The sequence below is a fragment of the Sphingomonas naasensis genome (assembly GCF_004792695.1).
Lineage (GTDB): Bacteria > Pseudomonadota > Alphaproteobacteria > Sphingomonadales > Sphingomonadaceae > Sphingomonas > Sphingomonas naasensis.
Genome location: NZ_SRXU01000008.1, coordinates 93505 through 119662 on the forward strand (window position 1 = coordinate 93505; position 26158 = coordinate 119662).

At 66.8% G+C, this 26158-nt stretch carries 34 protein-coding genes and 1 riboswitch; of the genes, 10 read left to right on the forward strand and 24 right to left on the reverse strand.

The window, feature by feature from the left end; all coding sequences use genetic code 11:
• Positions 1-2 precede the first annotated feature (2 nt).
• From rplR to rpsL, 22 genes are all read right to left on the reverse strand, one after another.
• A complete protein-coding gene (gene rplR / locus E5A74_RS17010) occupies positions 3-362 on the reverse strand; it encodes a 50S ribosomal protein L18 (RefSeq protein ID WP_206365906.1) in 360 nt (119 codons plus the stop codon).
• The gene (gene rplF, locus E5A74_RS17015) at positions 362-895 is read right to left on the reverse strand and encodes a 50S ribosomal protein L6 (protein ID WP_135986830.1); all 534 of its coding nucleotides are present in this window, start codon (positions 893-895) and stop codon (positions 362-364) included. The genes rplR and rplF overlap by 1 nt, the downstream gene beginning before the upstream one ends.
• A gap of 1 nt (position 896) precedes the next feature.
• Complete coding sequence (gene rpsH / locus E5A74_RS17020; RefSeq protein ID WP_025560980.1) at positions 897-1292, reverse strand: 30S ribosomal protein S8; 396 nt, start codon at positions 1290-1292, stop codon at positions 897-899.
• A 10-nt stretch (positions 1293-1302) separates the two neighbouring features.
• Positions 1303-1608: a 30S ribosomal protein S14 gene (gene rpsN / locus E5A74_RS17025; RefSeq protein WP_010545733.1), complete on the reverse strand. Its 306-nt coding sequence runs from the start codon at positions 1606-1608 to the stop codon at positions 1303-1305.
• A gap of 19 nt (positions 1609-1627) precedes the next feature.
• Positions 1628-2212: a 50S ribosomal protein L5 gene (rplE, locus tag E5A74_RS17030; RefSeq protein ID WP_135986831.1), complete on the reverse strand. Its 585-nt coding sequence runs from the start codon at positions 2210-2212 to the stop codon at positions 1628-1630.
• Positions 2205-2522, reverse strand: a complete 318-nt coding sequence (rplX, locus tag E5A74_RS17035; protein WP_135986832.1) for a 50S ribosomal protein L24 — start codon at positions 2520-2522, stop codon at positions 2205-2207. The genes rplE and rplX overlap by 8 nt, the downstream gene beginning before the upstream one ends.
• Positions 2522-2890: a 50S ribosomal protein L14 gene (gene rplN / locus E5A74_RS17040; RefSeq protein WP_135986833.1), complete on the reverse strand. Its 369-nt coding sequence runs from the start codon at positions 2888-2890 to the stop codon at positions 2522-2524. The genes rplX and rplN overlap by 1 nt, the downstream gene beginning before the upstream one ends.
• A gap of 76 nt (positions 2891-2966) precedes the next feature.
• Positions 2967-3236 carry a 30S ribosomal protein S17 gene (gene rpsQ, locus E5A74_RS17045; RefSeq protein ID WP_135986834.1) on the reverse strand — a complete coding sequence of 90 codons (270 nt, stop codon included), beginning with the start codon at positions 3234-3236 and terminating at the stop codon, positions 2967-2969.
• Positions 3237-3248: 12 nt separating this feature from the next.
• Positions 3249-3452: a 50S ribosomal protein L29 gene (gene rpmC / locus E5A74_RS17050; RefSeq protein ID WP_135986835.1), complete on the reverse strand. Its 204-nt coding sequence runs from the start codon at positions 3450-3452 to the stop codon at positions 3249-3251.
• Between the two features lie 4 nt (positions 3453-3456).
• Positions 3457-3888, reverse strand: a complete 432-nt coding sequence (gene rplP / locus E5A74_RS17055) for a 50S ribosomal protein L16 (RefSeq protein WP_135986836.1) — start codon at positions 3886-3888, stop codon at positions 3457-3459.
• A gap of 10 nt (positions 3889-3898) precedes the next feature.
• Positions 3899-4606 carry a 30S ribosomal protein S3 gene (gene rpsC / locus E5A74_RS17060; protein WP_135986837.1) on the reverse strand — a complete coding sequence of 236 codons (708 nt, stop codon included), beginning with the start codon at positions 4604-4606 and terminating at the stop codon, positions 3899-3901.
• Positions 4606-4983, reverse strand: a complete 378-nt coding sequence (gene rplV, locus E5A74_RS17065) for a 50S ribosomal protein L22 (protein ID WP_037566464.1) — start codon at positions 4981-4983, stop codon at positions 4606-4608. The genes rpsC and rplV overlap by 1 nt, the downstream gene beginning before the upstream one ends.
• Complete coding sequence (gene rpsS, locus E5A74_RS17070; RefSeq protein WP_066797106.1) at positions 4983-5258, reverse strand: 30S ribosomal protein S19; 276 nt, start codon at positions 5256-5258, stop codon at positions 4983-4985. Before rpsS ends, rplV begins: the two co-directional genes overlap by 1 nt.
• A gap of 6 nt (positions 5259-5264) precedes the next feature.
• A complete protein-coding gene (gene rplB, locus E5A74_RS17075; protein WP_135986838.1) occupies positions 5265-6116 on the reverse strand; it encodes a 50S ribosomal protein L2 in 852 nt (283 codons plus the stop codon).
• A complete protein-coding gene (locus E5A74_RS17080) occupies positions 6116-6436 on the reverse strand; it encodes a 50S ribosomal protein L23 (RefSeq protein ID WP_135986839.1) in 321 nt (106 codons plus the stop codon). Before E5A74_RS17080 ends, rplB begins: the two co-directional genes overlap by 1 nt.
• Positions 6429-7043 carry a 50S ribosomal protein L4 gene (rplD, locus tag E5A74_RS17085; RefSeq protein WP_135986840.1) on the reverse strand — a complete coding sequence of 205 codons (615 nt, stop codon included), beginning with the start codon at positions 7041-7043 and terminating at the stop codon, positions 6429-6431. Before rplD ends, E5A74_RS17080 begins: the two co-directional genes overlap by 8 nt.
• A gap of 2 nt (positions 7044-7045) precedes the next feature.
• A complete protein-coding gene (gene rplC / locus E5A74_RS17090) occupies positions 7046-7804 on the reverse strand; it encodes a 50S ribosomal protein L3 (RefSeq protein WP_135986841.1) in 759 nt (252 codons plus the stop codon).
• A 383-nt stretch (positions 7805-8187) separates the two neighbouring features.
• Entirely contained in the window at positions 8188-8499 is a 312-nt protein-coding gene (gene rpsJ, locus E5A74_RS17095; protein ID WP_010545719.1) for a 30S ribosomal protein S10, read from the reverse strand.
• 153 nt (positions 8500-8652) lie between these two features.
• Positions 8653-9849, reverse strand: coding sequence for an elongation factor Tu (gene tuf / locus E5A74_RS17100; RefSeq protein WP_135986842.1), 1197 nt, complete (start codon positions 9847-9849; stop codon positions 8653-8655).
• Between the two features lie 81 nt (positions 9850-9930).
• On the reverse strand, positions 9931-12024 hold the full coding sequence (gene fusA, locus E5A74_RS17105; protein WP_135986843.1) for an elongation factor G: 2094 nt from the start codon (positions 12022-12024) through the stop codon (positions 9931-9933).
• Between the two features lie 66 nt (positions 12025-12090).
• Positions 12091-12561: a 30S ribosomal protein S7 gene (gene rpsG, locus E5A74_RS17110; RefSeq protein ID WP_135986844.1), complete on the reverse strand. Its 471-nt coding sequence runs from the start codon at positions 12559-12561 to the stop codon at positions 12091-12093.
• 61 nt (positions 12562-12622) lie between these two features.
• The gene (gene rpsL / locus E5A74_RS17115) at positions 12623-12994 is read right to left on the reverse strand and encodes a 30S ribosomal protein S12 (protein WP_029936467.1); all 372 of its coding nucleotides are present in this window, start codon (positions 12992-12994) and stop codon (positions 12623-12625) included.
• Between the two features lie 420 nt (positions 12995-13414).
• Here rpsL and E5A74_RS17120 point away from each other — a divergent pair, with 420 nt between their 5' ends.
• Positions 13415-13843, forward strand: a complete 429-nt coding sequence (locus E5A74_RS17120) for a bactofilin family protein (protein ID WP_240699863.1) — start codon at positions 13415-13417, stop codon at positions 13841-13843.
• Between the two features lie 49 nt (positions 13844-13892).
• Here the strand turns inward: E5A74_RS17120 and E5A74_RS17125 are convergent, their stop codons facing one another.
• Together E5A74_RS17125 and E5A74_RS17130 are read right to left on the reverse strand one after the other, a co-directional pair.
• Positions 13893-14474 carry a DUF4142 domain-containing protein gene (locus E5A74_RS17125; protein WP_135986845.1) on the reverse strand — a complete coding sequence of 194 codons (582 nt, stop codon included), beginning with the start codon at positions 14472-14474 and terminating at the stop codon, positions 13893-13895.
• Between the two features lie 79 nt (positions 14475-14553).
• Positions 14554-15867: a methyl-accepting chemotaxis protein gene (locus E5A74_RS17130; protein WP_166745616.1), complete on the reverse strand. Its 1314-nt coding sequence runs from the start codon at positions 15865-15867 to the stop codon at positions 14554-14556.
• A gap of 105 nt (positions 15868-15972) precedes the next feature.
• A riboswitch (cobalamin riboswitch) is annotated at positions 15973-16159 on the forward strand.
• Between the two features lie 116 nt (positions 16160-16275).
• Here E5A74_RS17130 and E5A74_RS17135 point away from each other — a divergent pair.
• The 9 genes from E5A74_RS17135 to E5A74_RS17175 all read left to right on the forward strand — a co-directional run bounded on the left by E5A74_RS17135 (position 16276) and on the right by E5A74_RS17175 (position 25959).
• Positions 16276-18117 carry a TonB-dependent receptor plug domain-containing protein gene (locus E5A74_RS17135; RefSeq protein ID WP_135986847.1) on the forward strand — a complete coding sequence of 614 codons (1842 nt, stop codon included), beginning with the start codon at positions 16276-16278 and terminating at the stop codon, positions 18115-18117.
• Positions 18117-18941: an ABC transporter substrate-binding protein gene (locus E5A74_RS17140; protein WP_135986848.1), complete on the forward strand. Its 825-nt coding sequence runs from the start codon at positions 18117-18119 to the stop codon at positions 18939-18941. The genes E5A74_RS17135 and E5A74_RS17140 overlap by 1 nt, the downstream gene beginning before the upstream one ends.
• A complete protein-coding gene (locus tag E5A74_RS17145; RefSeq protein ID WP_135986849.1) occupies positions 18938-19909 on the forward strand; it encodes a FecCD family ABC transporter permease in 972 nt (323 codons plus the stop codon). The genes E5A74_RS17140 and E5A74_RS17145 overlap by 4 nt, the downstream gene beginning before the upstream one ends.
• A complete protein-coding gene (locus tag E5A74_RS17150; RefSeq protein WP_135986850.1) occupies positions 19900-20679 on the forward strand; it encodes an ABC transporter ATP-binding protein in 780 nt (259 codons plus the stop codon). The genes E5A74_RS17145 and E5A74_RS17150 overlap by 10 nt, the downstream gene beginning before the upstream one ends.
• Positions 20680-20881: 202 nt before the next feature.
• A complete protein-coding gene (locus E5A74_RS17155) occupies positions 20882-22414 on the forward strand; it encodes a CoA-acylating methylmalonate-semialdehyde dehydrogenase (protein ID WP_135986851.1) in 1533 nt (510 codons plus the stop codon).
• Positions 22415-22479: 65 nt separating this feature from the next.
• Positions 22480-22974, forward strand: coding sequence for a hypothetical protein (locus E5A74_RS17160; protein ID WP_135986852.1), 495 nt, complete (start codon positions 22480-22482; stop codon positions 22972-22974).
• The gene (locus tag E5A74_RS17165) at positions 22971-23903 is read left to right on the forward strand and encodes a polysaccharide deacetylase family protein (protein ID WP_135986853.1); all 933 of its coding nucleotides are present in this window, start codon (positions 22971-22973) and stop codon (positions 23901-23903) included. Before E5A74_RS17160 ends, E5A74_RS17165 begins: the two co-directional genes overlap by 4 nt.
• Positions 23900-24817 carry a hypothetical protein gene (locus tag E5A74_RS17170; protein ID WP_135986854.1) on the forward strand — a complete coding sequence of 306 codons (918 nt, stop codon included), beginning with the start codon at positions 23900-23902 and terminating at the stop codon, positions 24815-24817. The genes E5A74_RS17165 and E5A74_RS17170 overlap by 4 nt, the downstream gene beginning before the upstream one ends.
• Positions 24814-25959 (forward strand): acyl-CoA dehydrogenase family protein, encoded by a 1146-nt coding sequence (locus E5A74_RS17175; protein WP_135986855.1) that lies wholly within the window; start codon positions 24814-24816, stop codon positions 25957-25959. The genes E5A74_RS17170 and E5A74_RS17175 overlap by 4 nt, the downstream gene beginning before the upstream one ends.
• Positions 25960-26158: the final 199 nt, after the last annotated feature.

The following is a 26158-nucleotide window of genomic DNA, read 5'->3' on the forward strand; positions in this document are numbered from 1 at the left end:
TCTCAGAACTCCAGCCCGCTCTCACGAGCGGCATCGGCCAGCGCCTTGACGCGACCATGATAGAGGAAGCCGCCACGATCGAAGACGACCTGCGTGACGCCGGCGGCCTTGGCGGCCTCGGCAACGCGCTTGCCCACTTCCTGCGCCGCGGCGACGGTCGCGCCGGTCTGGCCGCGCACGTCCTTCTCGAGCGTCGAGGCAGAGGCGATCGTCTTGCCCTCGGCATCGTCGATCACCTGGGCATAGATGTGCTTGCCCGAGCGGTGGATCGACAGGCGCGGACGGCCAGCGCTGCGCGCACGAAGCGCGGAGCGATTGCGGCGGCGACGCTTTTCGAAAAGCGAAAGACCCTTGGTGCTGATCACTTCTTCTTCCCTTCCTTACGGAAGATGAATTCGCCGTCGTACTTGATGCCCTTGCCCTTGTACGGCTCGGGCTTCCGCCAGCGGCGAATCTCGGCCGCAATCTGGCCGACCTTCTGCTTGTCGATCCCCGAGATCTCGACCGTGGTCTGATCGGGGGTCTTGATCTCGATGCCTTCCGGCACGTCGATGTTCACGTCATGCGAATAGCCGAGCTGGAGCTTGAGCACCTTGCCCTGCGACGCAGCGCGATAGCCGACGCCGGTGATCAGGAGCTTCTTGGTGAAGCCCTCGGTCACGCCGGTGACGAGGTTCTGGACCAGCGTGCGCTGCATGCCCCAGAAGGCACGCGCCGCCTTGGTCTCGTTGGCCGGCTTCACCAGGATGCCGCCGTCCTCGAGTGTGTAGCTGATCTCGTCGCGCAGGTTGAGCGAGAGGGCGCCCTTGGGGCCCTTCACGTTCAGCACGCCGCCGTCGATCGAGGCGGTGACGCCCGCCGGTACGCTGACCGGCTTCTTGCCGATGCGGCTCATATCAGAACACCTCCGCGAGCACTTCGCCGCCGACATTCTGCTCGCGCGCTTCCGCGTCCGAGAGAACGCCGCGAGGCGTCGAAACGATCGTGATGCCGAGGCCGTTGCGGATCCGGGGCAGTTCCTGCGAACCCGAATAGACGCGGCGGCCGGGCTTCGAGACGCGGGCGACGTGCTTGATCGCCGGCTGGCCCTCGAAATACTTCAGCTCGATGCGGATGCCAGCGGCAGGGCCCATCTGCTCCTCGCTATAGCCACGGATGTAGCCTTCGCGCTGGAGAACATCGAGAACGCGCGCACGCAGCTTGCTCGCCGGCGTCAGGACAGAGTCCTTGCGGGCGCGCTGGCCGTTGCGGATGCGGGTGAGCATATCACCCAGGGGATCGGTCAAAGCCATCTCGTAGTCCTTACCAGCTCGACTTGGTGACGCCGGGGATCAGGCCCTTGTTGGCCAGATCGCGCAGCATGACGCGTGCGAGACGGAACTTGCGGTAATAGGCGCGCGGGCGGCCGGTCAGCTCGCACCGATTGCGGATGCGGGTCGGGTTCCCGTTGCGGGGAATCTCGGCCATCTTCAGCCGCGCGATGAGGCGCTCGGTTTCATCGAGGGACTCGTCGTTCGCGATCGCCTTGAGCTTCGCATATTTGCCGGCGTACTTCTTCACCAGCTGCTTGCGACGCTCGTTCTTGTTGATCGAACTCAGTTTCGCCATGACTTAAGTTCTCTTTCCCTTACGCTGCCTGCTTCGCTTCGCCGTCCGCATCCTGCGGGAACGGGAAGCCGAAGAGACGGAGAAGCTCGCGAGCCTCCTCGTCGGTCTTGGCGGTGGTGGTGACGATCACGTCCATGCCGCGGATCTTGTCGACCTTGTCATAGCTGATCTCCGGGAAGATCAGCTGCTCCTTGAGACCGCAGGCATAGTTGCCACGGCCGTCGAACGACTTCGGGTTGAGGCCACGGAAGTCGCGAACGCGCGGCAGCGCGATCGTGATGAAGCGATCGAGGAACTCGTACATCCGCTCGCGGCGCAGGGTGACCTTGCAGCCGATCGGCATGCCTTCGCGCAGCTTGAACTGTGCGATCGACTTCTTCGCCTTGGCGATGACGGGCTTCTGGCCGGAGATGAGCTCCATCTCCGAAGCAGCCTGCTCGACCTTCTTCTTGTCCTGGGTGGCCTCGCCGACGCCCATGTTCAGCACGATCTTGTCGATGCGCGGAATCTCGAGCGCGTTCTTGTAGCCGAACTTCTCGGTCATCGCCTTGGCGATGGTCTCGTCGTACTGCTTCTTGAGGCGCGGGGTATACTTATCAGCCATTGATGACCTCCCCGGTCTTGACGGCGACGCGAACCTTCTTGCCGTCGCGCTCCTCGAAGCGGACGCGGGTCGGCTTGCCGTCGGCGGTCACGTGCGCGACCTTCGAAACGTGCATCGGCGCTTCCGAGCGCTTCAGGCCGCCCTGGGGATCGCCCTGGCTCGGCTTGACATGGCGCACGGCGACATTGACGCCGGACACGACGACCTTGCCTTCCTTCGGCAGCGACTTGACGACCTCACCGGTCCGCCCCTTGTCCTTGCCGGACAGGACAATGACCTGGTCGCCCTTCTTGATCTTGGCAGCAGCCATCACAGCACCTCGGGCGCGAGCGAAATGATCTTCATGAAGCCCTTCGAGCGCAGCTCGCGGACCACCGGCCCGAAGATACGCGTGCCGATCGGCTCCTCGTTCTTGTTGACCAGCACCGCGGCATTGCCGTCGAAGCGGATCACCGAGCCGTCGGTACGACGGACATCCTTGGCGGTGCGGACGATGACGGCGCGATGCACGTCACCCTTCTTCACCTTGCCGCGGGGAGCAGCTTCCTTGATGCTGACGACGATGACGTCGCCCACGCCGGCGAAGCGACGCTTCGACCCGCCCAGCACCTTGATGCACTGCACCCGCTTCGCGCCGCTATTGTCAGCGACGTCGAGATTGGACTGCATCTGGATCATCGATCCGGTTCCTTCTCGTTTGGCCTGCCGGGACCCAGGGCCCGGTGGTTCCAGTTAAAACTCAGGTCCGAAGACCTCAGGCGTTGTCGGCCTTGGCGGGGGTCGCGTGGGTGTTGACCCGCTCGATCACCTTCCAGGTCTTCAACTTCGAGATCGGCGCAGTCTCCTCGATGCGCACGGTCTCGCCGGCCCGATACTCGTTGCCCTCGTCATGGGCATGATACTTCTTCGAGCGACGGATGATCTTGCCGTAGAGCGGGTGCTTAACCTTACGCTCCACCTGCACGACGACCGTCTTGTCGCCCTTGTCGGAAACCACGTTCCCGGTCAGCACGCGCTTCGGCATGGTCTCGTTTCCTTACTTCGCATCCGAGCGGTTACGCTCGGTCTGCAGCGTCTTGATGCGGGCGATGTCGCGACGGACCTCGCGGACGCGGCTCGGCTTCTCGAGCTGCGAGGTCGCAGCCTGGAAGCGGAGATTGAACGCCTCGCGCTTGAGGTTGCCCAGCTCTTCCGAGAGCTGGTCGTCGGTCTTGGCCCGGAGATCGGTAGCCTTGGTCATTCTATCAACCCTCCAGGTGCGACGTGTCGCCGAGGCGCGCCACGACCTTGGTCTTGATCGGCAGCTTCATCGCCGCGCGGCTGAACGCTTCCGCTGCGAGCGGGCCGGGAACGCCGTCCAGCTCGAACAGGATGCGGCCGGGCTTGACGCGGGCTGCCCAATATTCCGGAGCGCCCTTGCCCGAGCCCATGCGGACTTCGGCCGGCTTCGACGAAACGGGAACGTCCGGGAAGATGCGGATCCAGAGACGGCCCTGGCGCTTGATGTGACGCGTGATCGCGCGGCGGGCCGCCTCGATCTGGCGTGCGGTGATCCGCTCGGGCTCGAGCGCCTTCAGGCCATAGGAGCCGAAGTTCAGCGACGTACCGCCCTTGGCGGTGCCGTGAATGCGGCCCTTGAACTGCTTGCGGTGCGCAAATTTCTTCGGTTGCAGCATGTTCTAGTCCTTAGCGGCGGTCTTCGCGCGCGGGACGCACGCCGGAGGTCTGGGCCTCCATGTTGAGCCGGTCCTGCGCCATCGGATCATGGCCGAGAATCTCGCCCTTGAAGATCCAGACCTTGACGCCGCACACGCCATAGGCGGTGTGGGCTTCGGCCTCGGCGTAGTCGAGATTGGCGCGCAGCGTGTGCAGCGGCACGCGGCCCTCGCGATAGCCTTCCGAACGCGCGATCTCGGCGCCGCCGAGACGGCCGCCGCAAGCGACGCGGATGCCGTCGGCGCCGAGACGCATCGCCGACTGGACGGCGCGCTTCATGGCACGACGGAACGCGATACGGCGCTCCAGCTGATCGGCGATGCCCTGGGCGACGAGCTTGGCGTCGACTTCGGGCTTACGGATCTCGACGATGTTCAGCGACACGTCCGAGCTGGTCATCGCGCCGAGCGTCTTGCGCAGCTTCTCGATGTCCGAGCCCTTCTTGCCGATGATCACACCGGGGCGCGCCGCGTAGATCGAGACGCGGCACAGCTTGGCCGGACGCTCGATCACCACCTTGGAGATCGCGGCCTGCGGCAGCGTCTTCAGGATGTACTGGCGCATCTTGAGGTCCTCGAGGAGGAGACGGCCGTAATCGGCGCCCTCCGCGAACCAGCGGCTGTCCCAGGTGCGGTTGATCTGCAGACGCAGACCGATCGGGTTGCTCTTGTGACCCATTATGCTTCTTCCTGCTCGCGCACGACGATGCGCAGACGGCTGAACGGCTTCAGGATGCGGGTGGACTTGCCACGGCCGCGGGTCGCGAAGCGCTTCATCGTGATCGACTTGCCGACCGACGCCTCGGCGACGACGAGCGCGTCGACATCGAGGTTGTGGTTGTTCTCGGCATTGGCGATGGCCGAAGCCAGAACCTTGCGCGCGTCGACCGCCATCGCCTTGGTGGAGAACTGAAGGATGTTCAGCGCGTCACCGGCCTTGCGGCCGCGGATGAGGCCCGCGACGAGGTTCAGCTTCTGGGCCGAACCGCGGATCTGGGTCGCAACGGCCAGCGCTTCCTTGTCGCCGACCTTGCGGGGTGCCTGAGGCTTGGACATTAGCGCTTACCCTTCTTGTCGGCGGCGTGGCCCGGGAAGAAGCGGGTCGGCGCGAATTCGCCGAGCTTCATGCCGACCATGTCCTCGTTGACCGACACCGGCACGAACTTGCGGCCGTTGTAGACATTGAAGGTGAGGCCGACGAAGTCGGGCAGGATCGTCGAGCGGCGCGACCAGGTCTTGATCGGCGCACGCGCGTTGGTCTCCTGCGCGGTCTGCGCCTTCTTCAGGAGGTGGAGGTCCACGAACGGACCCTTCCAGACGGAACGAGCCATGAGCGGTTAGCCCTTCTTCTTGGCGTGACGCGAACGGATGATCATCTTGTCCGTCGCCTTGTTGTGGCGGGTGCGCGCACCCTTGGTCGGCTTGCCCCACGGGGTGACCGGATGACGGCCGCCCGAGGTCCGGCCTTCACCACCGCCGTGCGGGTGGTCGACCGGGTTCTTGGCAACGCCGCGGGTCAGCGGGCGAATGCCCTTCCAACGATTGCGGCCGGCCTTGCCGAGATTCTGGTTCTGGTTGTCGGGGTTCGACACCGCGCCGACCGTGCCCATGCAATTGCCATGGATGTAGCGCTGCTCGCCCGAGTTCAGACGGACGATGACCATGCCGCGGTCACGACCGACGACCTGCACATAGGTGCCGGCCGAACGGGCGATCTGACCACCCTTGCCCGGCTTCATCTCCACATTGTGGACGATGGTGCCGACCGGCATCGAGGCCAGTTCCATGGCATTGCCCGGCTTCACGTCGGTCTTCTTGCCCGCGATCACCTTGTCGCCGACCGCGAGACGCTGCGGCGCGATGATATAGGCCAGACGATCCTTGCCGTTCTCGTCGGCGCCGTAGTTCACGAGCGCGATGAAAGCGGTGCGGTTCGGGTCATACTCGATCCGCTCGACGGTGCCCTCGACGTCCCACAGGCGGCGCTTGAAATCGACGATGCGATAGCGCTGCTTGTGACCGCCGGCGATGCCGCGCGAGGTCACGTGACCCTTGTTGTTGCGACCGCCGGTCTTGGTCTTGCCTTCGGTGAGACCCTTGACCGGACGACCCTTGTACAGGGCCGAGCGGTCGATCAGGATCAGCCCGCGGACGCCAGGCGACGTCGGGTTGTAGTTCTTGAGTGCCATTACCCGTTCACTCCCGCGGTAACGTCAATCTGGTCGCCGTCGGCGAGCGTGACGATGGCCTTCTTCATGTCCGACCGCGTGTAGGGCTTGCCCTTCCAGCGCTTGGTCTTGCCCTTCTGGACGATCGTGTTGACGCCGGTGACCTTGACCGAGAACAGCGCCTCGACGGCAGCCTTGATCTCGGGCTTGGTGGCGTCGCCGGCGACCTTGAACACAACCGCGTTGTGCTCGGAGACCAGAGTCGACTTCTCGGTGATGTGCGGCGCGACGATCACGTCATAGTGACGGTTGTCGATCGCGGCCTTCTGCTTCTTAGCCATTGAAGCGCGCCTCCAGGCTCTCGACGGCAGCGCGGGTCAGGACCAGCGTGTCGTGCTTCAGGATGTCGTAGACGTTGGCGCCGACCGCCGGGAGGACGTTGACGCCCACCAGGTTGCGGGCCGCGAGGAAGCCGTTGCCGGCCTCGCCGTCGATCACCAGCGCGGTCTTGCCGGTGCCGAGCTTGGCGAACTGCGCCTTGAGCTCGGCGGTCTTGGCGGTGCCGAACGCGTCGAGGACGATCAGCGAGCCCGCCTTGGCATGGCTCGACAGCGCCATCTTGAGGCCCAGCGCGCGGATCTTCTTGTTCAGCGACGGATTGAAGTCGCGGACGCGGGCGCCGTGCGCCTTACCACCGCCGATGAACACCGGAGCGCGGCGATCGCCGTGACGGGCGGTACCGCCACCCTTCTGGCGGCCCCACTTCTTGCCGGTGCGGGCGACGTCGGCGCGCTCGCGAGTGCCGCGCGCCGTGGCGCGACGCTTTTCGAGCTGCCAGGTGACGACGCGATGCAGGATGTCGGCGCGCGGATCGAGACCGAAAATCTCGTCCTTGAGCTCGATGTCGCCGCCAGCCTTGGCGTCGAGGGTTTGAACCTTGACCTTCACGTTCAGCCCTCCTGGCCTTCGGTCGCCTCGGGAGCCTCGGTCACTTCAGCCGGGGTTTCCGCGGGGGCGGTGTCATTGTTGTTGGCGACCTGCTTGAGGCCGGCCGGGAACGGCGCGTCGGCGTGACGGGCAACCTTCACGCTGTCCTTGACGAACAGCCAGCCGCCCTTCGAGCCAGGGACCGAGCCCTTGACGAAGATCAGGCCGCGCTCGACGTCGGTGCCGACGATCTCGAGATTCTGCTGGGTGCGATACTTGTCGCCCATGTGGCCGGCCATCTTCTTGTTCTTGAAGACCTTGCCCGGATCCTGGCGCTGACCGGTCGAACCGAGCGAACGGTGCGAGACCGAGACGCCGTGGGTGGCGCGCAGACCGCCGAAGCCCCAACGCTTCATGCCGCCCGCGAAGCCCTTGCCCTGGGTGCGACCCTGGATATCGACGAACTGGCCGGCGACATAGTGGTCGGCCGAAATCTCGGCGCCCACTTCGAGCAGGCCGTCCGCGTCGACGCGGAATTCAGCGACAACCGCCTTGGGCTCGACTTCGGCCTTGCCGAAGTGGCCGCGCTGCGGCTTGGCGACGTTCTTGCTCTTCGCCGTGCCGGCGCCGAGCTGGACGGCGGTGTAGCCGTCACGATCCTTTTCGCGGATGGAAACGACCTGCAAGCCTTCGAGCGCCAGGACGGTAACCGGCACGTGGCGGCCGTCGTCCTGGAACAGGCGGGTCATCCCCAACTTCTTCGCGATCACGCCAGTGCGCATGATCCACTCACTCCCATACAGAGGCACCCGCGGGACCATTCCCCCGGGTGCGTGCCTCAGCCCAAAAATCGATGCGAGCCCCCGTCCGGGCTGACCCCTTCCCGAAGGAAGGAAGACGGGGGACGCAGGCCCGGTTCTCCGAAGAGGCCGGCGGTATCCCTATCGCGATATGAGTGCGCCCGTGGCGCCCTCCGGTTCCTTGCTTTGGATCGGGATCGATCCGGTGGAGGAACCTGGCGAATCCCCTGAAGGGAATCGCGAATCTCGTGTGGAGGCGCGCCTTTACGTTAGCAGCGCTTCCCTGTCCACCCCTTCACCTGCGATCCCGTGCGGGAATGCGTCGGAAAGAGAAAGCCCCCGCTTTCGCGAGGGCCTCAGCCGGCTCAGGCCAGCTTGATCTCGACGTCGACGCCGGCGGCGAGGTCCAGCTTCATCAGCGCGTCGACCGTCTGCGGGGTCGGCTGCACGATGTCGAGCATGCGCTTGTAGGTGCGCGTCTCGAACTGCTCGCGCGACTTCTTGTCGATGTGCGGGCCGCGGTTGACGGTGAACTTGTCGATGTGAGTCGGCAGCGGGATGGGGCCACGGATGAGTGCGCCGGTGCGTCGGGCGGTGTCGGCGATGTCGCCGGCGGCCTGATCGAGCACGCGATGGTCGAACGCCTTCAGGCGAATGCGGATATTCTGCGTTTCCATGGTCCTACCGATGCGAAAGAGCGGGCCTCGTACTCGAGGCTCTTGCTGTTAAACCCAAAACCGGAGGCGCGCCCTTACAGCGCCCCTCATAAAAAGGCAACCGCCCGGCACCCCTTTTTTGGGGTACCGGGCGGCTGTTTGTCCTCGATTAGCTTACTTCTGGATCTCGGCGACGACGCCGGCACCCACGGTGCGGCCGCCTTCGCGGATCGTGAAGCGCTGGCCGACGTCCATGGCGATCGGCGCGATGAGCTTGATGCCCAGCGCGACGTTGTCGCCCGGCATCACCATCTCGGTGCCCTCGGGCAGCTCGATCGTGCCGGTGACGTCGGTGGTGCGGAAGTAGAACTGCGGACGATAGTTCGCGAAGAACGGCGTGTGACGGCCGCCCTCGTCCTTCGACAGGACGTACACTTCCGACTTGAAGTCGGTGTGCGGCTTGATCGAGCCCGGCTTGGCCAGAACCTGACCACGCTCGACTTCCTCACGGCCCACGCCACGGATCAGCGCGCCGATGTTGTCGCCGGCCTCACCCTGATCGAGCAGCTTGCGGAACATTTCGACGCCCGTGACGGTGGTCTTGCGGACGGCTTCCTGGATGCCGACGATCTCGACTTCCTCGCCAACCTTGACGATGCCGGTCTCGACGCGGCCGGTCACCACGGTGCCGCGGCCCGAGATCGAGAACACGTCTTCGATCGGCATCATGAACGGCTTGTCGAGCGGACGATCCGGCTGCGGGATCGATTCGTCGACGGCGGCCATGAGCGCGAGGATCGCGTCCTTGCCGAGCTTGTCGTCCGAGCCCGAAAGCGCGGCGGTAGCCGAGCCACGGATGATCGGAATGTTGTCGCCGTCGAAGTCACGCTTCGAGAGCTCTTCGCGGATTTCCATCTCGACGAGCTCGAGGATCTCCTCGTCGTCGACCAGGTCGACCTTGTTGAGGAAGACGACCATCGTCGGCACGCCGACCTGACGCGCGAGCAGGATGTGCTCCTTGGTCTGCGGCATCGGGCCGTCGGTGGCGGCGACCACGAGGATCGCGCCGTCCATCTGCGCGGCGCCGGTGATCATGTTCTTCACATAGTCGGCGTGGCCCGGGCAATCGACGTGCGCATAGTGACGCTTGTCGGTCTCGTACTCGACGTGCGCGGTCGAGATCGTGATGCCGCGCTCGCGCTCTTCCGGAGCCTTGTCGATGTTGGCGAAGTCGACCGCCGCGTTGCCCGCGACGTTCTCGGCCAGCACCTTGGTGATCGCTGCGGTCAGCGAGGTCTTGCCATGGTCGACGTGACCGATGGTGCCGATGTTGAGGTGCGGCTTGTTCCGCTCAAACTTTGCCTTGGCCATTGTTTCCCTACCTTCTGATTCAAATTTCCCGGACCGCCAGGGGACTCGCGAGAAGGCGGCCCCATAGCGGTTGATTTCGCGTTACGCCAGCTTCGCCTTCACTTCGTCGGCCACGTTCTGCGGCACTTCGTCGTAATGGCTGAACTGCATCGAGTACTGCGCGCGGCCCTGGGTGAACGAGCGGAGCTGGTTCACGTAGCCGAACATGTTCGCCAGCGGCACCATCGCCTCGACCGTCTGCGCGTTGCCGCGGCTGTCGGTGCCCTGGATCTGGCCACGACGGCTGTTCATGTCGCCGATGACGTCGCCCAGATAATCCTCCGGAGTGACGACCTCGACCTTCATGATCGGCTCGAGCAGCTTGATGCCGGCCTTCTGGGCCGCTTCACGCATCGCGCCACGGGCGCAGATTTCGAAGGCCAGCGCCGACGAGTCGACGTCGTGGTACGCGCCGTCCGTCAGATGGACCTCGAAGTCGATGATCGGGAAGCCGATCAGCGAACCCGATTCGGCGGTCTCGCGGAAACCCTTCTCGACCGACGGGATGTACTCGCGCGGGATGTTGCCGCCCTTGATCTCGTCGAAGAACTGGTAGCCCGAACCACGCTCGCCGGGAACCACGGTCACCTTGACGCGGCCGAACTGACCCGAACCACCCGACTGCTTCTTGTGGGTGTAGTCGATGTCGACCTTCTTCGCGAGATATTCGCGATACGCCACCTGCGGCGCGCCGACATTCGCCTCGACCTTGAACTCGCGCTTCATGCGGTCGACGAGGATCTCGAGGTGGAGCTCGCCCATCCCCTTGATGATCGTCTGGCCCGATTCGTGATCGGTCGAAACGCGGAACGAGGGATCCTCGGCGGCCAGACGATTGAGCGCGATGCCCATCTTTTCCTGGTCGGCCTTGGTCTTCGGCTCCACCGACAGCTCGATCACCGGCTCGGGGAATTCCATCCGCTCGAGAATGATCGGGTTCGCCGAGTCGCACAGCGTGTCGCCGGTCGTGGTCTCCTTGAGGCCCGCGATCGCGACGATGTCGCCGGCGCGCGCTTCGTCGATGTCCTCACGCGAGTTCGCGTGCATGAGGAGCATACGGCCGATCTTTTCCTTCTTGTCCTTCACCGAGTTCAGGTAGCTGCCCTTGGTCAGCGTGCCCGAATAGATGCGGGTGAAGGTCAGCGTGCCGACGAACGGGTCGTTCATGATCTTGAACGCCAGCGCCGAGAAGGGCGCATTGTCCTCCGGCGGACGCGAGTCTGCGGTCTCGCCGTCGAGCTTCACGCCCTGCACGTCGGGAATGTCGAGCGGGCTCGGCAGATAGTCGACGACGGCGTCGAGCAGCGGCTGCACGCCCTTGTTCTTGAACGCCGAGCCGCACACCACCGGCACGAAAGCCATGGCGAGCGTACCCTTGCGGATCAGCTTCTTGAGGTCGGCGACCGACGGCTCGTTGCCTTCGAGATATGCCTCCATCAGCGCGTCGTCCTGCTCGACGGCCATCTCGATCAGATCGCTGCGATACTTGGCAGCCTTCTCGGCCAGGTCCGCAGGGATGTCCTGATATTCGAACTTCGCGCCGAGCGACTCCTCGAGCCACACGATCGCACGGTTCTCGACGAGGTCGACGAGGCCCTTGAAGCCGCCTTCGATGCCGATCGGCAGATACAGCACGGCCGGACGCGCGCCGAGCCGCTCGACGATCGAGTCGACGCAGAAATAGAAATCGGCGCCGGTGCGATCGAGCTTGTTGACGAAGCACATGCGCGGCACGCCGTACTTGTCGGCCTGACGCCACACGGTCTCCGACTGCGGCTCGACGCCGGCAACGCCGTCGAAGCAAGCCACGGCACCGTCGAGCACGCGCAGCGAACGCTCGACTTCGATCGTGAAGTCGACGTGGCCGGGGGTGTCGATGATGTTGATCAGGTGCTCTTCACCCTTGCCGTCTTCGGCGCGCCACTTGCAGGTGGTCGCCGCGGACGTGATCGTGATCCCGCGCTCCTGCTCCTGCTCCATCCAGTCCATCGTCGCGGTGCCTTCGTGCACTTCGCCGATCTTGTAGGACTTGCCGGTGTAATAGAGGATGCGCTCGGTCGTCGTCGTCTTGCCGGCGTCGATGTGCGCCATGATGCCGATATTGCGGTAACGCTCGAGCGGATGGCTGCGGGCCATGATCGTTGCTTCCTTAGCGATGTGGGGAGCCGGCCGTGCCGACTCCCCACGATATAGTTACGATTTTTACCAGCGGTAGTGGCTGAAGGCGCGGTTCGCTTCGGCCATACGATGGGTGTCTTCGCGCTTCTTGACCGCGTTGCCGCGGTTGTTCGAGGCGTCGAGCAGCTCGCCCGAGAGGCGGGCCGACATGGTGTGCTCGCTGCGATTGCGCGCCGACGAGATCAGCCAGCGGATCGCAAGCGCCTGGGCGCGCTCGGGGCGCACCTCGACCGGAACCTGATAGGTCGCACCGCCGACGCGGCGGCTGCGGACCTCGATGCCCGGCTTGATGTTGTTGAGCGCTTCGTGGAACACCGAGAGCGGGTCCTTCTTGGCGCGCTGCTCGACGGTTTCGAGCGCCGAGTAGACGATGTTCTCGGCGACGGACTTCTTGCCGTCCAGCATCACCGAGTTCATGAACTTCGAAAGGACCTGATCGCCATAGACGGGATCAGGCAGGATTTCCCGCTTTTCGGGACGACGACGACGAGCCATCTTGAACTTCCTTCTAAAACTTCAGCCGGTTCCGGAACACGTCCGGGGCTTACTATGGCTGTTACTTCGGACGCTTGGCGCCGTACTTCGAACGCGACTGGCGGCGATCCTTGACGCCCTGCGTGTCGAGCACGCCGCGGAGCACGTGGTAGCGCACGCCCGGAAGGTCGCGCACACGGCCGCCGCGGATCAGGACCACCGAGTGCTCCTGCAGGTTGTGGCCCTCGCCCGGAATGTAGCTGATGACTTCGCGCTGGTTCGTCAGGCGGACCTTGGCCACCTTGCGCAGCGCCGAGTTCGGCTTCTTCGGGGTCGTGGTGTAAACACGGGTGCAGACGCCGCGCTTCTGCGGGTTCTGCTCCATCGCAGGGACCTTCGACTTGGCCTTCTGCGGTTCGCGGCCCTTGCGGACCAGCTGGTTGATCGTCGGCATGAAGCCCTTCACCTTTGTGTTACCGGATGATCCGGCGGTTACTTTGCGGGAGCCCAGACTCCAGAGAATACGAAAAGGCCCCGGGTGTCCTTGACCCCCCGGGCCATTGCGTCTCCAGCAACGTTCAGCTCTTTGTTCCGCAAGGCTTTGCGGCCGTGAGGCCTCTCGCGGAACGGGGGCGCCTATAGCGACGCAGGCGAGAACGGTCAATGGGGCCGCCCTCTCGCAGGCGCGGCCGGCGCGGCACGGCCTCGGCGCTGGCGAGGGCCTCGGCGCGACGCCCCCGCGCCCCGATTCTCCGGCACCGCCACGGCCTGCGACGAAACGCCCCGTTAGCCCTGTTTTCGAGTCTCGGGACCCGCCGCGCTATGCTACGCAACCCCGCGCGGACGTCGAGTCCCGCGCTGGGGGAGTGAGCTAGTGTTCAGCAGCAACAAGAGTCGCGACGAACGTCCTTCGGCATCGGGCCAGGCGGGCAGCCGCGGGCGCGGCATGTTCTCGGTGATCGGTCCCGACATGGCGGTGACCGGCGACGTCCGCGCGACCGCCGACCTCCATATCGACGGCAACATCGAGGGCGACGTCCATTGCGGCAATCTCGTCCAGGGATCGGAGAGCCGCATCGTCGGGGGCGTCACAGCCGACACCGCGCGAATCGCCGGCACGATCGAAGGCAGCGTGCGCGTGCGGCACCTCACCGTCGAGCGTTCGGCGAAGATCATCGGCGATGTCGAATATGCCGACATCACGATCGAGAATGGCGGCCATGTCGACGGCCGACTCAAGCGCACCGCCGAGCCCGCGGCAGCAGGGCTGCACGCGGTGCCCACGCAGGAACAGGCGGCCTGATCCATCTCGCTGCCCTCTCCCCGCAAGCGGAGAGAGGGCGGGAGACGCCTTACAGGCCCTTGATCCTGGTCAGATGCGCCTCGACCACCTTCTCGGCCTCGTTGGCGAAAGCCTTGAGCTCGGCGACGTCGCCGGTGGCGGCATAATCCTTGACCGCCGCCAGCGCCTTTTCGTGCGCGGCGACCTGCTGGGTCTTGTAGGCGGTGTCGAACGCCGCGCCATCGGCCTTGCGGAGCGCCTCGAGATTGGCCTCCTGCTCGACGCTGAGCGCCGGATTGGGGGTGATCGCCGGGCTGGCCTTGGCGCCGGCGGCCTTGAGCTTGTCGGTCGAGGCGGTGTGATGCTCGACCATCAGCTTGCCGTAGTCCTTGAGCTTCTGGTCCTGCGCCTTTTCCTGCGCCAGCTTGCCGGCCTCGACTTCGTAATAGTCGCTGGCGCCGACTATGTCGGCGAAGGCCTGGCCGGGCGAGGCGGCGACGAGCGCGGCATTGTCGGCAGCATTGCCGTCGCCCGACATGTCCATCCCGGCCATGTTGTCGGTCGTCGCGGTGTTGGTCGCGCTATCGTTGCCGCCGCACGCGGCGAGCGCCAGCGCCGGGGCGAGCCCAAGGATCAGATAATGCGTCTTCATGCAGGCGTCCTCCTCGGGGTGGCTCAACGCCGCCCGATTGCCGCCGTTCCGCTTTCCCAATGAGAATGCGCCGGAATTTTCAGGCGGCGCGGAGCTCGGCGAGGAAGCCCTGCAGTTCGTGCGACAGCGCGGCTGCACCCTGCTGAAGCTTGGCCGCGACGCCGCGCATCCCGTTCGCGCTCGTCGAGGCGACGCCCGAAGTCTCGCCGATCGCCTCGACCTCGTGGCGGATCGCCGTGCTCGCGCCGACCGCCTCCTCGACATTGCGCGCGATGGTGTGCGTGGCCGTTTCCTGCGCCACCACCGCCGCCTGCACCCCGCCGGCGAGATCGACCATCGCCGCGATCGCCTCCTCGACTTGCGCATGGCCCGCGGTGACCTCGTCGATGCCGCGGCGGATGTCGGCGACATGCGCGGCGATCCGCCCCGCGGCGACGCCGGTCTGGCTCGACAGCTGCTTCACTTCGTTGGCGACCACGGTGAACCCCCTCCCCGCCTCGCCGGCGCGCGCCGCCTCGATCGTCGCGTTGAGCGCGAGCAGATTCACCTGGCCGGCGATGTCGCTGATCAGCGCGATCACCGAATCGATCGTCTGCGCGGTGCGGTGGAGCTCGCGGGTCCGCACGCTGCCGAGACGGACCAGCGCGGAGACCTTGCCCGCCGCCGCCTCGGCCGCTTCGGTATTGCGCTCGACACAGGTCAGCGCCGTCGCCAGCTCGCGGCCGCGCGCCGCGATCTCGCGCATATTGTCGCTCGTCTGCGAGGCGGCCGAGGCGACCGCGACCGCGCGATTGCCGACTTCGGCGGCGCGGTCGGCGCTCGACGCGGCGCTGTGCTGGAGCTCGGCGGAGAGACTGCCCAGCGCCCGGGCGAGCGCGGCGACCTCGCCTTCGAACCGTTCGCTGGCGCGCTCGATCCGCTCGGCCCGCGCCACCCGGCTGGCGGCGTTGCTGCGCTCATACTCGGCGGCGAGATGGAGCAGCCGGCGATTCCCGATCACCCCGGCGAGCTTGCCCGCACGCGTGAGGATCATACCCTCGCTGCCGTTCGCGCTGCGATAGGCGTGGATCAGCGCGCCGATGTCCGCGCTGATCTCGGCCACCGGGCAGGTGCGGACATGGCGCACCACGCCGTGCCCGAAATAGGGATTGCGCAGCAGCGCATGGCCGAACGGATTGAGCAGCAGCCGCCGCACGTCCTTCTCGAAGATCGCGCCGACCGGGCGTCGCGCTTCGTCGACCACCGGCATCAGCCGCACATCGGTGTCCGAGTTGAACAGATCGATCGCCTTGAACAGCGAATCGTCGAGCAGGAGCCACGGCGGATCCGCCTCGGCGGCGGTGAGCCAGCCCGGATTCGGTGCCGGCTGGAGCGAGGAAGTTGCGACCTTCATGGCGCCCGTGCCTAGGGCTCGGTGGTAAAGGCGAGCTTCACCGTTGGTTACACCTGCGTGACAATCGAAATTTTTTCGCAGTTGCAGCGAATGCATGTCGCGCGTAGAGGCGCCGCCGTGACGGGTGTCCCCGCAAGGGGATGAAAATGGGAACTCGGTTCGAACCCGAGGCTGCCCCCGCAACTGTAACCGGCGAGCGTTCGCGCCATCATGCCACTGGAGCACATCCGGGAAGGCGGCGCGCATGTGAAGACCCGGGAGCCAGGAGACCTGCCAGTCGCAGTCGATTCCTTTGCGCGGGCGGGGTGCACCGGGCGAACGAGGGGCTACCCTCGCGTGAGCGACACCGTTTAACCGGGTCGCCGCGCCAATTCCGGCAAGACGACCCCAGACGAAGGTGTCTTTGCCGTGACCAAGCTGAAGCTGTTTCTCTTTGCCTCTGCCGCGCTGCTGCCGGCCGTGGCGCATGCCCAGTCCGAGGACGACCAGATCGTCGTCGTCGCATCGGGTGTCGAGCAGGAGGCCGAGACCACCGGCCGCTCGATCACTGTGCTCGATCGTGCGACGATCGAGACGCGCCAGACCGTCTCGCTGTCCGATCTGCTCGCCACCACCCCCGGGGTCACCTCGACCCGCAACGGCGGCCCCGGCGGCGTGACCGCCGTACGCATCCGCGGCGCCGAGGACGCGCAGACGCTCGTCCTGATCGACGGCGTCCGCACCAACGATCCCTCGGCTCCCGCCGGCGCGTTCGATTTCGGCAATCTGCTGAGCAGCTCGGTCGAGCGGGTCGAGATCCTGCGCGGCCCCAATTCGGTGATCTGGGGCAGCCAGGCGCTGGGCGGCGTGGTCAATGTCGTGACCCAGCGGCCGGTCGACGGCATCGAAGCGCGCGCCAATGCCGAATATGGCTATGCCGACCAGATCTCGGCCAATGCCGCGGTCGCGGCGGGCAACGACACGCTCCAGGGCGCGCTGACCGGCGGCTATTTCCGGACCGACGGCATTTCGCAGGCGGCGGTCGGCACCGAGGCCGACGGCTATCGCCAATATAATGCCAGCGGGCGCCTCCGCGCCGAGTTCGCGCCGGGCTTCGGCGTCGACCTGCGCGGCTATTACGCCAATTCGCGGCTCGAGATCGACGGCTTCCCCGCCCCGACCTACAGCTTCGCCGACACCGACGAATATACCACCGCGCAGGAACTCTACGGCTATGCCGGGCTGTTCGCGAACTTCGGCCCGCTGGCGAACCGCGTCGCCTTCACGATCGCCGACATCAACCGCGACGGCTATGATCCCGCACCCGGCGCCTTCACCCCGCATTATCTCTATCGCGGCCGCAGCGAGCGCTACGAATATCGCGGCGACGCCAGGCTGGTCGATCAGCTGCGCGTGACCTTCGGCGCCGAGCGCGAGAATCTGCGCTTCTATGACGGCAGCGACACCACCCGCGCAGACATCACCAGCTTCTACGGCCAGGCGATCGTCACGCCGATCGAGCGCGTGACGCTGACCGCCGGCATTCGCAACGACGATCACAGCCGCTTCGGCGGCTACACGACCTGGGGTGCCAGCGCCGCGGTCAAGCCGTTCGCGACCACCCTGCTGCGCGCCAGCTATGGCGAAAGCTTCAAGGCGCCGACGCTCTACCAGCTGTTCGCGCCCTTCTACGGCACCGACACGCTCCGGCCCGAGACCGCGAAGAGCTGGGAAGCCGGCATCGAGCAGAGCGCGCTGGATGGCGCCGCCAAGCTGGGCGTGACGTGGTTCCACCGCGACACCCGCAACCAGATCGATTTCGACCTGATGAGCTTCACCTACGCGAATATCGCGCACACCCGCGCCGAGGGCGTCGAGATCGAGCTCGCGCTCAGGCCGGTCGAGGCGCTTACCGTCACCGCCAACTACACCTATACCGACGCCGAGAATCGTTCGGCAGGCTTCAAAGGCAACCAGCTGGCGCGCCGTCCGCAGGACACCGCCAGCGTCTCGGCCGATTACCGCCTGCCGTTCGGGCTTTCGCTGGGGGGCACGGTGACGATCGTCGGGGACAGCTTCAACGATGCGGGCAATTTCACCCGGATCGACGGCTTCGCGCTCGGCAGCATCCGCGCCGAGATGCCGATCGGCGATCGCTTCGCGCTCTATGGCCGGGTCGAGAACGTCACCGACGAGAAATACGAAGTCGTCTCGGGCTATGGCACCTATGGCCGCGCCGCCTATGCCGGCGTGCGGCTGAAGCTGAACTGATGAAACGCGCCGCGCTTCTCTGCCTGCTCGCGGCGGGATGCGCGGCGCAACCTTCGGCGCGCGGCGGGGGGATCGTCTCGCTCAATCCGTGCGCCGACGCGATGCTGGTCGAGCTGGTTCCGCCCGGCCGCATCGCCGCTATCAGCAAATATTCGCGCGATCCCGCGACCTCGTCGATCGCTCCCGAGGTCGCGCGCCGCTTCCCCATCAATCACGGCACCGCGGAAGAAATCATCGCGCTGCGCCCCGACATCGTCATCGCCGACAGCTTCACATCGGCCTCGACGCGCGAGGCGTTCGCGCGTGCCGGGGTGAAGGCACTGTACCTCGGCTGGGCCAACACGATCGACCAGAGCAAGGCCCAGGTGCGCGAGCTCGCCGCCGCAGTCGACGCGGTCCCGGCGGGCGAGGCGATGATCGCGCGGATCGACGCCGCGGTCGCCGCCGCGCGCACCGATCGCCCGCCGGTCCCCGCCTTGCTGTGGATCGGCGGCAACACCGTCAACGGCGCCAACACCCTGCTCGACGAGATGATGATCAAGGCCGGCTTCAGCGATCACGCTGCGCATTATGGGCTGCGCGGCACCGGCTATCTGCCGATCGAGCATGTCGTCGCCGATCCACCGCGGGTGATGCTCGTTCCCGATCGCGCCGGCCGCGACGCCGATTCGCGCGCCGCCGCGATGCGCGGCTGGGCGCTCGCCCGCTCGGGCGCCAGCGTCCATCAGGCACGTTACGACCGCAGCCTCGTCAATTGCGGTGGCCCCGCTATCGCCCGCGCGATGACGCGGTTGGCAGAAATCCGCCGCGAGGTGACGCCATGAACCGCCCCCTCCTCCTCATCCTGCTGTCGCTGCTCGTCGCGCTGCTCTTCGCGGGGTCGCTGATGGCGGGCAAGGTCTGGGTGCCGCCCACCGTGTGGTTCTCGAGCGATCCGCGCTGGTGGATCATCGCCGAACTGCGCCTGCCGCGCGCGCTGCTCGGGCTGGCGATCGGTGGCGGGCTCGGGCTCACCGGCGCGGTGCTGCAGGGCTATCTGCGCAATCCGCTCGCCGATCCGGCGGTGGTCGGCGTCTCCTCCTCGGCGGCGCTCGGCGCGGTCGCCGCGATCGTCGTCTTCGCCGCGAGCGCGCCGCTGACCATCTTCGCCGCGGCGATGCTCGCCGCCTGCGGATCGATGCTGCTGCTCGCCGGCCTCGCATGGCGCGCCGACAGCCAGGCCGCCTTCATCCTCGCCGGCACCGTGCTCGCCAGCCTCGGCGGCGCGCTCACCGCCTTCCTGATCTCGATCGCGCCGAACCCCTTCGCCACCGCCGAGATCATCGACTGGATCATGGGCGCGCTGACCGATCGCAGCTTCGCCGAGGCGCGGCTGGCGTTGCCCTTCATCGCCGCCGGATCGGCGCTGCTGCTCCTCACCGGCCGCGCGCTCGACGCGCTCACCCTCGGCGAGGATGCGGCGCGCTCGCTCGGCGTGCGGCTGCGACGCACCCAGCTGTTGATCGTGCTCGGCGCCGGGCTCGCCGTCGGCGCCAGCGTCGCGGTGACGGGCGTAGTCGGTTTCGTCGGGCTGATCGTCCCGCATCTGCTGCGCCCGCTCACCGGCGCCAGGCCCTCGGCGCTACTGATTCCGGGCGCGCTCGGCGGCGCGGCGCTGGTGCTCGCCGCCGATAGCCTCGTCCGGCTGGCGCCTGGGGCGTCGGAGATCCGGCTCGGCGTCGCGATGGCGGTGCTCGGGACGCCGTTCTTCTTCCTGCTCCTCCTTAAGATGCGGCGGTCGCCATGGAACTGAGCGTCAGCGATCTCGCCGTCAGCCTCGGCAACCGCCAGGTGCTGCGCGGCGTCGCCGCCGCCTTCCGCCCGGGCCGGGTGACGGCGATCCTCGGCCCCAACGGCTCGGGCAAGTCGACGCTGGTCCGCACGCTCGCCGGGCTGCTCGATGCCGATGCCGGCCATGTCCGCATCGACGGCCGCCATATCGCCCGGATCGAGCCGCGCGAGCGCGCCCGGCTGATCGGCTATCTGCCGCAGGACGCGACGGTGCACTGGAACGTCCGCGTGCGCGACCTCGTCGCGCTCGGCCGGCTACCGCACCGTTCCCCGTTCGCCGGCGAGTCCGAAGCCGATGCGATGGCGATCGGGGCGGCGCTCGCCGCGACCGACACTTTCCCGCTCGCCGCGCGCGCCACCGACGCGCTCTCCGGCGGCGAGCGCGCCCGGGTGCTGCTCGCGCGGGTGCTTGCCGGCGAACCGCGATGGCTGCTCGCCGACGAGCCGCTCGCCAGCCTCGATCCGGTGCACCAGCTGGCCCTGCTCGACCAGCTCCGCGCGCTCGCCGCGAGCGGCATGGGCGTGGTGATCGTTCTCCACGATCTGATCCAGGCCGCGCGCGCCGCCGATGATGTCCTGCTGCTCAAGGCGGGCGAGGTCGTTGCCTTCGGCCCTGCCGCCGAAGCACTGACGCACCAGCCGCTGCGCGAGGCGTTCGGAGTCGAGGTGATGATCGTCCCCGACGAGCAGGGCCGGCTGCTCCCGGTGCCGATCGGACGAACGAAGGCCTGAAGGCTGCCATTTCTCCCTCGTCACCCCGGACTTGTCCCGGGGTCGACTGCGCCAGAGGTGGTATCCTTCGCGGCTCCGTGGATCCCGGAACAAGTCAGGGATGACGGGATATGGTTGGGGCTGACAGCCGAACCTCACTGTGCCATTGCGCAATAAAATTACACGACGAGTCGGGCCGCAGAGTCCGCCGCAGGAGAGTTTTATGCGCATCATCGACCATTTCATCGCGGGTTCCGCCGGCGGCGCCGCCGCGCGCGAGAGCGACGTCTTCGATCCCAATAGCGGCGAGGTCCAGGCCCGCGTGCCGCTCGGCAGCCAGGCCGATCTCGATCGCGCGATCGCCGCCGCGCAGGCCGCGCAGCCCGGCTGGGCCGCGACCAACCCGCAGCGCCGCGCCCGTGTGATGTTCAGGTTCAAGGAGCTGGTCGAGGCGAACATGGAGTCGCTCGCCCACACGCTCTCGTCCGAGCACGGCAAGGTCATCGCCGATTCGAAGGGCGACATCCAGCGCGGGCTCGAGGTGATCGAGTTCGCCTGCGGCATCCCCCATGCGCTCAAGGGCGAGTACACCCAGGGCGCCGGCCCCGGCATCGACGTCTATTCGATGCGTCAGCCGCTGGGCATCGGCGCGGGCATCACGCCGTTCAACTTCCCGGCGATGATCCCGATGTGGATGTTCGGCGTCGCGATCGCCTGCGGCAACGCCTTCATCCTCAAGCCCAGCGAGCGCGATCCTTCGGTCCCCGTCCGCCTCGCCGAGCTGATGCGCGAGGCCGGGTTGCCCGAGGGCATCCTCCAGGTAGTCCATGGCGACAAGGAGATGGTCGACGCGATCCTCGATCACCCGGCGATCTCGGCGGTGAGCTTCGTCGGCTCGTCCGACATCGCGCATTATGTCTATCGCCGCGGCGTCGCGGCCGGGAAGCGCGTCCAAGCGATGGGCGGCGCCAAGAATCACGGCATCGTCATGCCCGATGCCGATCTCGACCAGGTCGTCGCCGATCTCTCGGGCGCGGCGTTCGGCAGCGCGGGCGAGCGCTGCATGGCGCTGCCGGTGGTCGTCCCCGTCGGCGACAAGACCGCCGACGCGCTGCGCGCCAAACTGATCCCCGCGATCGAGAAGCTCCGCGTCGGCGTCTCGACCGACAATGACGCGCATTACGGCCCGGTGGTGAACGCCGCGCACAAGGCGCGCGTCGAGAACTGGATCCAGACCGGAGTCGACGAAGGCGCCGAGCTGGTGGTCGACGGCCGCGGCTTCTCGCTGCAAGGGCATGAGAAGGGCTTCTTCATCGGGCCGAGCCTGTTCGACCGGGTCACCCCGGACATGGAATCGTACAAGGAAGAGATTTTCGGCCCGGTCCTGCAGATCGTCCGCGCGCCCGATTTCGAGACCGCGGTCCGCCTGCCGAGCGACCACCAATATGGCAACGGCGTCGCGATCTTCACCCGCAACGGCCATGCCGCGCGCGAATTCGCCGCGCGCGTGAATGTCGGGATGGTCGGGATCAACGTGCCGATCCCGGTGCCGGTCGCCTATCACAGCTTCGGCGGCTGGAAGCGCAGCGCGTTCGGCGACGTCAACCAGCATGGCATGGAGGGCGTGCGCTTCTGGACCAAGGTCAAGACGATCACCCAGCGCTGGCCCGACGGCTCGGCCGACCTTCCGCGCGGCAGCGAGGACGGCGGGCCCTCGCGCATCCAGGACGCGTTCATCATCCCCACAATGGGTTGAACCGAGGATCGACCCGGCGCCCGGCGGCGTTGGGCTCGCGACCGAAACGATCGAGGGGACGAACCATGCGCAACACCGTGATGATCGCCGCGCTGCTGTCGCTCGCCGCCTGTGGTGGCGGCGGTGAGCGGACCCCGGCCAACGACACCGTCGCCGTGCCGGAAAATGGCGCGGTCACGCTGCCCGCGCCGCCCGCAACTCCGGCGGACACGCCCAGCACCGCCTCGTCCGCGGCCGATAGCGGCACCGGCATCCCGGCCGCGCTGCAGGGTCGCTGGGGCCTCGTCCCCGCCGACTGCACCTCGACCAAAGGCGACAACAAGGGGCTGCTGACGATCAGCGGCGATACGCTGCGCTTCTACGAATCGGTCGGCACGCTCGGCAACGTCGTCTCGCGCGAGCCCACCCGGATCGTCGCCGACTTCGCGATGACCGGAGAAGGCCAGCAATGGACGCGGCGGATGGTGCTCGACATGCACGAGAGCGGCAAGACGCTGATCCGCCGCGAGTTGGGTGACGATGCAATGCCGAACCCGCTGCGCTATCAACGTTGCGCATGATCCGCAGCCTCGCCACGCTCGCCGCGCTTCTGCTGCTCGCCTTCGCCCCCGCGGCGAACGCGCAGAAGCGCATCGCGCTCACCTTCGACGATACGCCGCGCGGCGTCGGCGCCTTCTTCAGCAAGGAGGAGCGCGCCAAAAGGCTGATCGCGGGGCTGAAGAAGGCGCGGGTCCGGCAGGCGGCGTTCTTCGTCAATCCGGGCAAGGTGGCGAGCCCGGCCGATGCGGCGCTGGTAGATGGCTATGTCCGCGCCGGGCACGTCATCGCCGATCACGGCTTCAGCCACCTGCATCTCAACCAGCTGAGCGCCGCCGACTACCTCGCCGATATCGACAAGGCCGAGACGTGGCTCGCGCCGCGGCCCGGCCGCCGCCCATGGTTCCGCTATCCGTTCCTCGACGAGGGCGGCAAGGACAAGGCCAGGCGCGATGCAGTCCGCGCCGGGCTGGCCGCGCGTGGTCTGACCAACGGCTATGTCACTGCCGAAGGCTCGGACTGGAACATGGAGCAGCTCGCGATCGACGCGGAAAAGGCCGGCAAGACGATCGACATGGCGGCACTGCGCGATCTCTATGTCGAGACGCATGTCGAGGCAGCCGACTTCGCCGACGCGCTGATGGTCAGGACGATCGGCCGCTCGCCGCCGCACGTGATGCTGCTCCACGAGACCGATATCGCCGCGCTCTACATCGCCGATCTGGTCAAGGCGCTCCGCGCCGATGGCTGGGAGATCGTGACGGCGGATGTCGCCTATGCCGATCCGCTCCGCACCGCCGCGCCCGACGTGCCGAGCGCCAACGGCACGCTCACCGAGCTGCTCGCCTGGGAGAAGGGCCTGCCGGCGCCGCGCTGGTACGAACGCAACGACATCAAGCTCGCCAATGCGCTCTTCGCCGAGCGGGTGCTGCACGAGGCGCCAGCGCCATGAGCATCGCGATCGCCCTCGCGCTGCTGCAGACCGCGTCGATCCCGCCGCCGCCGATCTTCCCGCACTATTATTACGGCCCGGTCCGCATGTGCGCGGGCGCGCTCGCCGCCGACGTCCGGGCCGGCGAAGGCTATGAGTCCGTCGGCAGCAGCGAGATCCTGAACCTCGCCGAAGGCAGGATCGGGATCCAGGGCTGGATGTACGACGACGACGCCTATCGCGACATCGCCGCGCCGCTCGGCAAGGTGGCGGTGCCCGGCTTCGGCACGCTCGAACGCTGGTCGCTCGGCTCGCGCAACCGGCCGGGGCGCTGGACCGGCTATGTCTATCAGGCCGGCCCCAATTCTCGGCTCGAGATCACCTCGGACCGCTTCGACGGCAGCGACGCCGATTTCGCGGTCCTCCGACGGATCGCCACCGGCGATGCCGCCACGGCGATGTGCGCGGAAATCCCCGCGGCGCTGCGTGCCACGCCCGAGCGCGAGGTGCCGATGATGCTGTGGTTCGCGCCCAAGGCCTATCCGGGCCGGCGAACGCTGTGCACGACCAGCCTCGCGCTCGACATTGCCGACGGCGAGCAGGCAGTGCTGCCGTGGATCCCGCTCAACCATTTCGGTGTCGACCGCGACGGCGTCCGCATCGGCGTGTTCGGCGACTTTTATCCAGCGCGAGACAAGCCGCTGCCCAAGGGCGCGCTGCTCGACGATGCCGGTTTCGTGCTCGAAGCCACCCCGCAGGCGAAGGACGCGCGGGTCGCCTATCACACGCTCAAGCGTCTCAGCGAGCCGCATTCGAGCTTCAACGTCACCTTCGCCTACACCCCCGGCACCCCCGAAGCGGCCGTGCGCGGCGTCGCGCAGCGCCTGCGCGCGCGCCGTCCCGACGACCGCTGCCTCTCCCCGGAGCCCCGATGACCACGCAATTCGACCTCACCGACGAGCAGCTCCAGATCCAGGAGATGGCGCGCCAGTTCACTGCCGATGCGATCACCCCGCACGCGGCCGAATGGGACGAGAAGCACCTCTTCCCGCGCGACACGATCAAGGCTGCGGCCGAACTCGGCTTCGCTTCGATCTATGTCTCGGAGGAATCGGGCGGGATCGGGCTCGGCCGGCTCGAGGCGGCGCTGATCATGGAGGCGATGGCCTATGGCTGCCCGTCGACCAGCGCGTTCATCTCGATCCACAACATGGCGAGCTGGATGATCGACACCTTCGGAAGCCAGGCGATCAAGGACAAATACCTCCCCTCGCTGATCACGATGGACCGCCTCGCCAGCTATTGCCTCACCGAGCCCAGCTCGGGCTCCGACGCCGCTGCGCTCAAGACCCGCGCGATCCTCGACGGCGACCATTATGTCGTCAACGGCTCCAAGCAGTTCATTTCGGGCGCCGGCGAGAACGAGATTTACGTCACGATGGTCCGCACCGGCGCGGAAGGCCCCAAGGGCATTTCGTGCCTCGTGATCGAGAAGGACATGGCGGGGGTCAGCTTCGGCGCCAACGAACGCAAGCTCGGCTGGCATTCGCAGCCGACCCGGCAGGTGACCTTCGAGGACGTCCGCGTGCCGGTCGAGAACCGCGTCGGCGGCGAAGGCGAAGGCTTCCGCTTCGCGATGATGGGGCTCGACGGCGGCCGGCTCAACATCGGCGCCTGCTCGCTGGGCGGCGCGCAGCGCTGCCTCGACGAGGCGGTGAAGTACACGAAGGACCGCCAGCAGTTCGGCAAGCCGATCGCCGACTTCCAGAACACCCAATTCGTCCTCGCCGACATGGCGACCGAACTGGAGGCCGCCCGCGCATTGCTCTATCTCGCCGCCGCCAAGGTCACCGCTGGCGCGCCCGACAAGACCAAATTCGCCGCGATGGCCAAGCGCCTCGCCACCGACACCGGCTCGTCGGTGGTCGATCGCGCGCTCCAGCTGCATGGCGGCTACGGCTATCTGATGGACTATCCGATCGAGCGCTTCTGGCGCGACCTGCGCGTCCATTCGATCCTCGAAGGGACCAACCAGGTGATGCGGATGATCGTCGGACGGGAGCTGACGCGGCAATGAGTCTCCTGTTCACGCGAAGCCGCAAAGGCACGAAGAGAAGTTTGTTCACGCGGAGGCGCGGAGACGCGGAGATTGGGAATCGCCGCTTCAGCGACCCTCATCCCATCGCGCGCGCCAGGTATCGGGAAATGGGAGAGGCGGCTGACGCCGCCGGAACGCCTGCATCCTCCGCGTCTCCGCGCCTCCGCGTGAACCGCTT

Excerpts from the sequence above, each read along its gene's own strand:
- E5A74_RS17160 (WP_135986852.1), top strand. The coding sequence starts at position 22,480 with ATGCGCAACACCGTGATGATCGCCGCGCTGCTGTCGCTCGCCGCCTGT.
- rplB (WP_135986838.1), bottom strand. The coding sequence starts at position 6,116 with ATGGCACTCAAGAACTACAACCCGACGTCGCCTGGCGTCCGCGGGCTG.
- tuf (WP_135986842.1), bottom strand. The coding sequence starts at position 9,849 with ATGGCCAAGGCAAAGTTTGAGCGGAACAAGCCGCACCTCAACATCGGC.
- rplN (WP_135986833.1), bottom strand. The coding sequence starts at position 2,890 with ATGATCCAGATGCAGTCCAATCTCGACGTCGCTGACAATAGCGGCGCG.
- E5A74_RS17150 (WP_135986850.1), top strand. The coding sequence starts at position 19,900 with ATGGAACTGAGCGTCAGCGATCTCGCCGTCAGCCTCGGCAACCGCCAG.
- rplV (WP_037566464.1), bottom strand. The coding sequence starts at position 4,983 with ATGTCCAAGCCTCAGGCACCCCGCAAGGTCGGCGACAAGGAAGCGCTG.
- E5A74_RS17170 (WP_135986854.1), top strand. The coding sequence starts at position 23,900 with ATGAGCATCGCGATCGCCCTCGCGCTGCTGCAGACCGCGTCGATCCCG.
- rplC (WP_135986841.1), bottom strand. The coding sequence starts at position 7,804 with ATGCGCACTGGCGTGATCGCGAAGAAGTTGGGGATGACCCGCCTGTTC.
- E5A74_RS17175 (WP_135986855.1), top strand. The coding sequence starts at position 24,814 with ATGACCACGCAATTCGACCTCACCGACGAGCAGCTCCAGATCCAGGAG.
- rpsC (WP_135986837.1), bottom strand. The coding sequence starts at position 4,606 with ATGGGTCACAAGAGCAACCCGATCGGTCTGCGTCTGCAGATCAACCGC.
- rpsQ (WP_135986834.1), bottom strand. The coding sequence starts at position 3,236 with ATGCCGAAGCGCGTGCTGACCGGGAACGTGGTTTCCGACAAGGGCGAC.
- E5A74_RS17080 (WP_135986839.1), bottom strand. The coding sequence starts at position 6,436 with ATGGCTAAGAAGCAGAAGGCCGCGATCGACAACCGTCACTATGACGTG.
- rpmC (WP_135986835.1), bottom strand. The coding sequence starts at position 3,452 with ATGACCAAGGCTACCGATCTCCGGGCCAAGACCGACGACCAGCTCTCG.
- E5A74_RS17125 (WP_135986845.1), bottom strand. The coding sequence starts at position 14,474 with ATGAAGACGCATTATCTGATCCTTGGGCTCGCCCCGGCGCTGGCGCTC.
- E5A74_RS17140 (WP_135986848.1), top strand. The coding sequence starts at position 18,117 with ATGAAACGCGCCGCGCTTCTCTGCCTGCTCGCGGCGGGATGCGCGGCG.
- rpsS (WP_066797106.1), bottom strand. The coding sequence starts at position 5,258 with ATGGCTCGTTCCGTCTGGAAGGGTCCGTTCGTGGACCTCCACCTCCTG.
- rpsL (WP_029936467.1), bottom strand. The coding sequence starts at position 12,994 with ATGCCGACGATCAACCAGCTGGTCCGCAAGGGCCGCGAACCGCAGAAG.
- E5A74_RS17165 (WP_135986853.1), top strand. The coding sequence starts at position 22,971 with ATGATCCGCAGCCTCGCCACGCTCGCCGCGCTTCTGCTGCTCGCCTTC.
- fusA (WP_135986843.1), bottom strand. The coding sequence starts at position 12,024 with ATGGCCCGCAGCCATCCGCTCGAGCGTTACCGCAATATCGGCATCATG.
- rplF (WP_135986830.1), bottom strand. The coding sequence starts at position 895 with ATGAGCCGCATCGGCAAGAAGCCGGTCAGCGTACCGGCGGGCGTCACC.
- E5A74_RS17145 (WP_135986849.1), top strand. The coding sequence starts at position 18,938 with ATGAACCGCCCCCTCCTCCTCATCCTGCTGTCGCTGCTCGTCGCGCTG.
- E5A74_RS17130 (WP_166745616.1), bottom strand. The coding sequence starts at position 15,867 with ATGAAGGTCGCAACTTCCTCGCTCCAGCCGGCACCGAATCCGGGCTGG.
- rpsG (WP_135986844.1), bottom strand. The coding sequence starts at position 12,561 with ATGGCTCGTCGTCGTCGTCCCGAAAAGCGGGAAATCCTGCCTGATCCC.
- rplP (WP_135986836.1), bottom strand. The coding sequence starts at position 3,888 with ATGCTGCAACCGAAGAAATTTGCGCACCGCAAGCAGTTCAAGGGCCGC.
- rpsN (WP_010545733.1), bottom strand. The coding sequence starts at position 1,608 with ATGGCGAAACTGAGTTCGATCAACAAGAACGAGCGTCGCAAGCAGCTG.
- rpsH (WP_025560980.1), bottom strand. The coding sequence starts at position 1,292 with ATGGCTTTGACCGATCCCCTGGGTGATATGCTCACCCGCATCCGCAAC.
- rpsJ (WP_010545719.1), bottom strand. The coding sequence starts at position 8,499 with ATGGAAACGCAGAATATCCGCATTCGCCTGAAGGCGTTCGACCATCGC.
- rplX (WP_135986832.1), bottom strand. The coding sequence starts at position 2,522 with ATGGCTGCTGCCAAGATCAAGAAGGGCGACCAGGTCATTGTCCTGTCC.
- E5A74_RS17155 (WP_135986851.1), top strand. The coding sequence starts at position 20,882 with ATGCGCATCATCGACCATTTCATCGCGGGTTCCGCCGGCGGCGCCGCC.
- rplE (WP_135986831.1), bottom strand. The coding sequence starts at position 2,212 with ATGGCTGATAAGTATACCCCGCGCCTCAAGAAGCAGTACGACGAGACC.